This window comes from Veillonella dispar (assembly GCF_937975875.1).
GTDB classification, from domain to species: Bacteria; Bacillota; Negativicutes; order Veillonellales; family Veillonellaceae; genus Veillonella; species Veillonella dispar_B.
Map to the genome: position 1 here is coordinate 1 of NZ_CALJSP010000047.1, position 7,276 is coordinate 7,276.

The 7,276-nt window shown below is 42.2% G+C and carries 7 protein-coding genes and 1 pseudogene; 6 read left to right on the plus strand and 2 right to left on the minus strand.

All coding sequences use genetic code 11. The annotated features are described in order from the left end of the window. The 4 genes from Q7P05_RS02350 to Q7P05_RS02365 form a co-directional block, all read left to right on the plus strand. The coding region (locus tag Q7P05_RS02350) for a precorrin-6A/cobalt-precorrin-6A reductase (protein WP_303930246.1) at window positions 1–460 on the plus strand (460 nt) is incomplete at its 5' end. Beyond that, window positions 447–1,112 carry a precorrin-8X methylmutase gene (locus Q7P05_RS02355; protein ID WP_004696261.1) on the plus strand — a complete coding sequence of 222 codons (666 nt, stop codon included), beginning with the start codon at window positions 447–449 and terminating at the stop codon, window positions 1,110–1,112. The genes Q7P05_RS02350 and Q7P05_RS02355, both read left to right, overlap by 14 nt. Before the next feature lie 238 nt (window positions 1,113–1,350). Beyond that, window positions 1,351–2,346 carry an iron ABC transporter permease gene (locus Q7P05_RS02360; protein WP_105089355.1) on the plus strand — a complete coding sequence of 332 codons (996 nt, stop codon included), beginning with the start codon at window positions 1,351–1,353 and terminating at the stop codon, window positions 2,344–2,346. Next, window positions 2,346–3,128 (plus strand): ABC transporter ATP-binding protein, encoded by a 783-nt coding sequence (locus tag Q7P05_RS02365; RefSeq protein ID WP_105089354.1) that lies wholly within the window; start codon window positions 2,346–2,348, stop codon window positions 3,126–3,128. The genes Q7P05_RS02360 and Q7P05_RS02365 overlap by 1 nt, the downstream gene beginning before the upstream one ends. Window positions 3,129–3,225: 97 nt before the next feature. Here Q7P05_RS02365 and Q7P05_RS02370 read toward each other — a convergent pair whose 3' ends face one another. Together Q7P05_RS02370 and Q7P05_RS02375 are read right to left on the minus strand one after the other, a co-directional pair. Beyond that, the gene (locus Q7P05_RS02370; RefSeq protein ID WP_303930247.1) at window positions 3,226–4,167 is read right to left on the minus strand and encodes an ABC transporter substrate-binding protein; all 942 of its coding nucleotides are present in this window, start codon (window positions 4,165–4,167) and stop codon (window positions 3,226–3,228) included. A gap of 51 nt (window positions 4,168–4,218) precedes the next feature. Beyond that, window positions 4,219–5,208, minus strand: coding sequence for a sirohydrochlorin cobaltochelatase (locus Q7P05_RS02375; protein ID WP_105089352.1), 990 nt, complete (start codon window positions 5,206–5,208; stop codon window positions 4,219–4,221). 437 nt (window positions 5,209–5,645) lie between these two features. On the opposite strand from Q7P05_RS02375, the pseudogene Q7P05_RS02380 reads away from it, so the two are divergent. Together Q7P05_RS02380 and Q7P05_RS02385 are read left to right on the plus strand one after the other, a co-directional pair. After that, window positions 5,646–6,167: pseudogene (locus Q7P05_RS02380) on the plus strand (sirohydrochlorin cobaltochelatase); the annotation flags it as partial. Beyond that, window positions 6,167–7,276: 4Fe-4S binding protein (locus Q7P05_RS02385; RefSeq protein ID WP_303930249.1), on the plus strand; the 1,110-nt coding region annotated here is incomplete at its 3' end. The pseudogene Q7P05_RS02380 and the gene Q7P05_RS02385, both read left to right, overlap by 1 nt.

The window sequence follows — 7,276 nt, forward strand, 5'->3', positions numbered from 1 at the left end:
TATCGTGTCGCCACTGTCGACTACCTTATCCAAGAACTTCGGCCAATTAGCGAAGGACAATAACAGTCATGTGTATTTGACTACTGGTAGTAAAACAATGCACATCTTTGCCAAATCTGAAGCCTTGCAAGATTGCGAAGTATGGACACGAATTTTGCCAACTGCAGAGGTGTTACAAATGATGGAAGACCTCAATGTGAGTCCTAAACGCATCGTTGCTGTACAAGGTCCATTTTCTTACGATATGAACCGCATTATGTTCCACGATACAAAGGCTAGTGTTGTAGTTATGAAAAACTCTGGCCTTGTAGGTGGTGCTGATACAAAATTACAAGCAGCCATGGATCTTGGCATCCATGTTATTGTTATCGATCGTCCACGGGTTAAGATTGAAAGCCACGTGGTATCATCGAATGATGAATTTTTCAAATTATGGGAGGACACTAATGGATTACGTTAAAAATCCTAAAGCCATTGAAGATAAAAGTATGGAAATCATTTACGATTATGTAAAGGATTTAGGTTTAACCGATGATGAAGTACGCGTTGTATCTCGTACAGTTCACGCATCTGGTGACGTTGAATACGCTCAACTCGTAAAAATGAGCCCTGATGCTGTTCAAAAAGGTATCGAAGCATTGGATAATGGTGCCGATATTTATACAGATGTTGAAATGGTACGTACTGGTATTTCTAAACCTGCTCTTAAAATTCGCGGTAACGAAGTACACTGCTTGATCAAAGACGAAAACGTAGCTAAAATGGCTAAAGAATTGGGTGTAACTCGCTCTATCGCGGCTATGCGTACATTTGGCAAACAATTAGAAGGCCAAATCGTTGCTATCGGTAATGCTCCAACAGCATTGTACGAAGTATTGCGTTTAGCTCTTGAAGAAGGCATTAAACCAGCTCTTATTATTGGTATCCCTGTAGGCTTCGTAGGTGCTGCAGAATCCAAAGACTATTTGATGGAAGTATCCCCAGTTCCTTACATCACTGTAAAAGGTAATAAAGGTGGTAGCCCAATCGCTGCTTCCGTATGTAATGCATTGCTTTACACAGATGTAAAACGCAATGACATGCTCTTCGTAGAAGGCAAAGAGTCTAAATAATACAAAACCCGAATCGTATGTTAGTAGTTTTTTGCGATTCGGGTTTTACTGTATATTTTTAATACTACCAGTTAAAAGTAAATGTTTAGGCCTATAATATTATCTTTTTTAGATACTACCAGTTAAAAATAAATATTTTTAACTGGTAGTATCTCTATAATAGGTAGTACTAAGTCTAAAAATTTAGGATTTTCAAAATAACGTATTTGTTATATGAAAATCTGGAGAGGGGGTTCGTATGGCATCTATTAATGAACGAAAATTATTTCGATTATCAGTTATTATTTTTTTAATAGTTGCTGTTGTAGCTAGCATGATTATATCCCTTATTTGGGGGTCTACACCGGTGTCATTAACGGAGATTTGGCATACATTGTGGGCTAGTGAGCTAACAGATACATCATCACAAATTATTTGGAATATTCGGTTGCCTCGTAATATTGTAGCTGCACTAGTTGGTGCTTGTTTAGCCGTATCGGGTGCCATTTTACAGGCGGTTATGAAGAACCCTTTAGCAGATCCTCAAATCGTTGGCGTTTCGTCCGGTGCTGGACTTGCTGGGGTTATCATATTTATTCTTTTTCCTGGTTATGACCATATAGTACCTTTAGTGGCCTTTCTAGGTGCTATGGCTGCCGCTCTCATGGTATATGCTCTGGCATGGAAAAATGGTGTACGCCCGAGCCGTATCATCTTGGCCGGTGTTGCGGTGGCTGCCTTTTTAGGCTCTGGTATTTCTGCATTGCTTGTATTCTTTGGTGATCGTGTGCAAGGCGCTTTGCTTTGGATGGTAGGGGGACTGGCTGCACGCAGTTGGCCTCAGGTAGAGGTTTTGTTCCCATACGCGTTAGTAGGTCTCATTTTTGCTTGCTTAGGTGCCAAACGTTTGACCATCTTAAGCTTAGGTGATGAAACAGCAAAGGGGCTAGGTCTTAAGGTTGAACAAACGCGGTTTGTTATGACAGCCGTTGCTGCTTTATTAGCGGCAGGCGCTGTTAGTATTGCGGGCTTGATTGGCTTCGTAGGCCTTGTTATACCTCATATGTTGCGACTTATCATCGGCAATGATTATGCGTATTTGCTACCTGGCTCGGCATTATTAGGCGCACTCGTCCTCGTTATTAGCGATACGGTAGGGCGTGTCATGTGGAGTCCAATCGAGGTACCGGTTGGCATTATCATGGCCTTCTTTGGGGCACCATTCTTCTTATATCTATTGAGGAGGGATAACTAATGAAAACGGCTATTGATGTAAAACAGTTATCCGTAACTCTCGGTGATCGTCAGATTCTGCATGATATTAATGTATCGGTTCCTGTTGGTAAAATAACGACCTTAATAGGACCTAATGGTTGTGGTAAAAGTACATTGTTACGGTCTATGATTGGCTATATCCATAGTCCTCGTGAATGTGTAACAATTCTAGGAAAACCATTACAGTCCTATTCACAAAGTGAATTGGCAAGGCAGATGGCATTTTTGCCACAGGTGCCTAATATGCCAAAGGATATGACCGTAGAAGAATTGGTATATTGTGGACGCTATCCATACCAAACTTGGTGGAAGAATACGGCCAAAGAGGACCGAGAAATCGTTGACTATGCCTTAGGCATTACGAAAACAGACCATTTGCGTTATCAATTAATACCATCTTTATCGGGTGGTGAACGACAACGCGTTTGGATTGCTATGGCTCTGGCTCAGGAACCTAAATTACTAGTGTTAGATGAGCCAACAACGTACTTAGATATTAATCATCAACTAGAAATCATGGAGTTACTAAAACGATTAAATGAAGAGCAAGGGTTAACAGTACTGATGGTACTTCATGAATTGACACAAGCCGTACAATATTCACATTATATGGCCGTTATAAAAAATGGCCATTTAGTGACATCGGGTGAGACGAAATCAATTATTTCAGATCATCTATTTCAACAGGTATTCTCTGTAGATGTGCAGATTGATACATTCGATGATAAGCAATATGTGCGGGTAAAAGGTTTAGTTAAATAGTTTAGTTAAATAGTTTAAACCCATAAGAATTTAAACCAATAGTAGGAAAAAGGGCACTCCCCATTGGGGAATGCCCTTTTTTGCATAATGTAATATATTAGAATGTAACATTAATGCCATAAGCTTCTTTCACTAAACGTGCCATAGCCTCAGGTGTTTGTAGTCCTGGGTTAAGTAGGAATAGTTTAGATGGTAAGTAAATAACACGATTGTTTTGTACTGCCTTAAGATTTGCCCATGCAGGATTATCTGTCATGGCTTGTTTCATAGCCTTTGTAATTTCTTCTTCTTTACCCATGGTAACGACGAAGATAATATCAGGGTTATCAGCGGTTAATGTTTCAAGAGAATACGGTACCGTTTTATCCTTAGTTGTACCATCTAGGTGAGATGTTACAACATTTGTCATACCCAATTCTTTGACCATAGATGCAGTTACTGCTTCGTCAGTTTCGGCAGTCACGCCTTTACCCGTAGCACGTAATACGGCAACACGCGCAGGTTGTTGGTTTTTAATGGCATCCTTTACCTTTTGAATGTTGCTTTCATAGGTTGCAATAACGGATTTAGCCTTATCTTGATGGTTTGTTAACTCACCAAGGAATGTTAGCATTGGTACATTATCCTTGATGCCATCGTAATTAAAAAGCACTGCTGGAATATTGTTAGATTGTAATTGGGATTCATATTTTTTATGTTGATTTACTAAACCCAATACCACATCTGGCTTCAAGCCTAATAGTTGTTCCATGTTGATATTAGCCGTTTGACCTAATGCAGGTAATGCTTCTAAATCTGGAGCTAATTTATCTGTTGTGCTAGCACGAGAAACGGCTTTGCCATCCACTGCGTATAGCATGGACAATACAGAATTTGAAAGAACAGCGATGCGTTGTGGATCCTTTGGTACAGTGTAGGTTTCACCATTAAAGGTAAGTTCCTTCGTAGTAGCAGAAGAGCTGGATGTGGATTTACCACACCCAGCTATTGCTAGTACGATCATGACCAAAGCAAGACTACAGAGTAGTAGTTTTTTCATGATGTACTCCTATGTACGTTATATAACGATACTAGTTAAATTGTTGAATGATTATTTTTGTAATGCGTCCCAAGATTCGTTAGCACGTTCAACGAATAAGTTACGGATGTTAGGGTTTTCACCTAAACCATGAAGGTAAGTATCTACTTTGAAGCCTTCTTTTTCAAGGATGGATTTATGGGAATCTGGTTCCGCACCAGCCATGTCGTTGTTTGCATGGTCGCCAGCAACCATCATGAATGGCATCAATGTAACATGTTTAATACCATGTAATTTTAATTGTGGGATAACTTGTTCAAGATTTGGAGTACCTTCTACTGTGTAGATAAATACATTTTTCATACCAAGAGTATGGATACGGTCTTGAATTACAGAATAGTAAGCATTGGAAGGATCTGGAGTACCATGAGCCATGATAAGAAGAGCGTCTTCTTTGCCTAATTTAGGGAATTGAGATTGAACAGCTTTTAATGTTTCAATAACTTGGTCAGTTTGGTTTTCTTGACCCATCCAGTACATAAGAGATGTACCAAGTGTCATTTTTTTGAAATTATCTTTGTACAAATTATATACTGCTGCATCGTAGTTGTATTCCATACCAGGGATTACATCAAGGGATGCTAATGCAACGCGAGTGTAACCGTCTTTTTTGAGTTCAGCCAAAGCTTCTTCAGGAGTTGGGTAAGTAATACCTTCTTTTTGTTGGATACGATCACGAATGATATGGCTTGTGAAAGCTGTAACTACTTTTGTGTTTGGATGAGCTGCTTTAATAGCATCTACAGTTGCGTCGATTGTTTTTGCACGAGTATCTTTATAAGTTGTACCAAAGCTCATAACAACCATAGCATCTTTGTTTGGCAAGTTTTGTAAAGCTTCTGTATTGTGTGTGCGTACACCAATCGCAGCAGCTTCTTTCAATGCTGGTGTAGGATCTTTTACTTCTTCATTTAATTGATAAGCAGCGTTAGATACAGTAGATGTACCAAAGGACACTAAAAGACCTAGAATAGCGGATGCTAATGCTAATTGTTTTTTCATTTTAAAACTCCTATCCATAACTTAACTACAAATCTATGCAATGATCTTAGTAGTATAGATAATTTTATATAAATCGTTATAGGTTTATAGACCACTATAGATGTATTGCATATATATAACCTTAAGCCAATCGTAACAAAGGGACATAGGGGTGTCAATAAACCCCATACCCCTAGAAGTATAGGAAAAATAAGGGCTTTTTAAGAAATTAATGTGATGAATATAGTATAGTATTAGCTTTTATAAATATATTCTTTTTGGTTATAAGGATATGAATGTGTGAATATATGAGTAATTTTATTTTCCTTTCTAGGGATATTTTGATATTTTTTCTCATTGACTTATATTCGTGAATCTTGTACTATTATTACATAGTAGTTGATAATAATTTTCAGTTATGAAGATTGTATCATGTATGAGCGATATGGAGGTCACATATGAAAGGCATAATTATTGCATCCTTTGGATCAATTTATCAAGATGCTGTGGAGAAATCCATCGGCAGTATAGAGAAAAAAGTACGTTCCATGTATAGCGATATGGAGGTACGTCGTGTATTTTTATCTGATGCATTAGTAGAGAAGTGGAATGAGAAGTACGATGATAAGATTTCTTCTTTCACAGAGGCTATGCAGGATTTTGCTCGTATGGGTGTCGATGAGGTATACATTCAACCTATAACATTGGTAGCAGATCAGTGTTACCAACAAATGCGTAAACAAGCATTGAAGTTTTTACATAGTAATGAATATGGTTTCACACAAGTGAACATTGGTAAACCATTGCTTACGTCGTTAGGTGTAAAAAATTATGCTGATGATTATGAAGCAACATTAGAAAGCATCGTACGTCATGTTAATACAAAAGCGCTAAATAAATCTGTAGTGCTTATGGCGAATGGTCAAAATCAATTAGAGTTTAGTACATTGCAATTGAAAGCTATGTATGGTGCAGCGCCATGCTGCACGAAGTGGCCGTGCCCGCCGCATGGGCCGACGCCACGGAAGACGCCCCCGCCGCCTGCGACGAACGCCCCGACTTCGTCCGCAACATCGTGGACGTGATGAACCGTCAGGAAGGCGACGAGCTGCCCGTGAGCGCCTTCCTCGGTTACGAAGACGGCACGTGGCCTGTGGGCATCACGGCCTTTGAAAAGCGCGGTGCCGCCATCATGGTACCCGTTTGGGATGCCGAAAAGTGCGTCCAGTGCAACAAGTGCGCCTTCGCCTGCCCCCATGCCGCCATCCGCCCGCGCCTGCTCAGTGCCGAGGAAGCCGTCGCCGCGCCAGCGTCCATCGAGCATCGTCCCTGCCGTATCCAGAAGGGCTTCGAATTCCACATGGCCATTTCCGTCCTTGACTGCACCGGCTGCGGAGTGTGCGTGGGCCAGTGCCCGGCCAAGGAAAAGGCCCTGACCATGACCAAACTGGAAAACGTGATGCCCGAGGGCGCCCGGAAGTGGGACTACGCCGAAAAGAACATCACCTACAAGAAGCCAACTCAGGGTAAGCTCAACGTCGCCAACAGCCAGTATCTGCGCCCGCTCAACGAATTTTCCGGAGCCTGCGCCGGCTGCGGCGAAACGCCCTATGCCAAGCTCGTCACCCAACTCTTCGGCGACCGCATGATGCTCTCCAACTCCGCCGGCTGTTCCACGGTGTGGGCAGCCGGTGCCCCCTCCGTGTCCTACACCACCGACGAGAACGGCCACGGCCCGGCGTGGGGCTTCTCGCTCTTTGAAGACAACGCCGAATACGGCTTCGGCATGTTCCTCGGCGTAGCGCAGATCCGCGCTACCCTCGCCCTGAAGATGAAGGCTCTGCTGGAAGGCGGGGATATCAGCGCCGCTCTCCGTTCCATTATGGAAGAATGGCTGGAAGGCAAGGATCTCGGCGAAGGCACCCGCGAAAGGGCCGCCGCCCTCACCGCCGCCCTCGACGAAGCTCTGGCGGAAAAGGATGACGCCGAACTCAAAGCCCTCCGCGAGAAAAGCGACTTCTTCGTCAAGCGTTCGCACTGGATCTTCGGCGGCGACGGATGGGCCTACGATATCGGCTACGGCGGGCTC

Excerpts from the sequence above, each read along its gene's own strand:
- Q7P05_RS02355 (WP_004696261.1), top strand. The coding sequence starts at position 447 with ATGGATTACGTTAAAAATCCTAAAGCCATTGAAGATAAAAGTATGGAA.
- Q7P05_RS02365 (WP_105089354.1), top strand. The coding sequence starts at position 2,346 with ATGAAAACGGCTATTGATGTAAAACAGTTATCCGTAACTCTCGGTGAT.
- Q7P05_RS02370 (WP_303930247.1), bottom strand. The coding sequence starts at position 4,167 with ATGAAAAAACTACTACTCTGTAGTCTTGCTTTGGTCATGATCGTACTA.
- Q7P05_RS02360 (WP_105089355.1), top strand. The coding sequence starts at position 1,351 with ATGGCATCTATTAATGAACGAAAATTATTTCGATTATCAGTTATTATT.
- Q7P05_RS02375 (WP_105089352.1), bottom strand. The coding sequence starts at position 5,208 with ATGAAAAAACAATTAGCATTAGCATCCGCTATTCTAGGTCTTTTAGTG.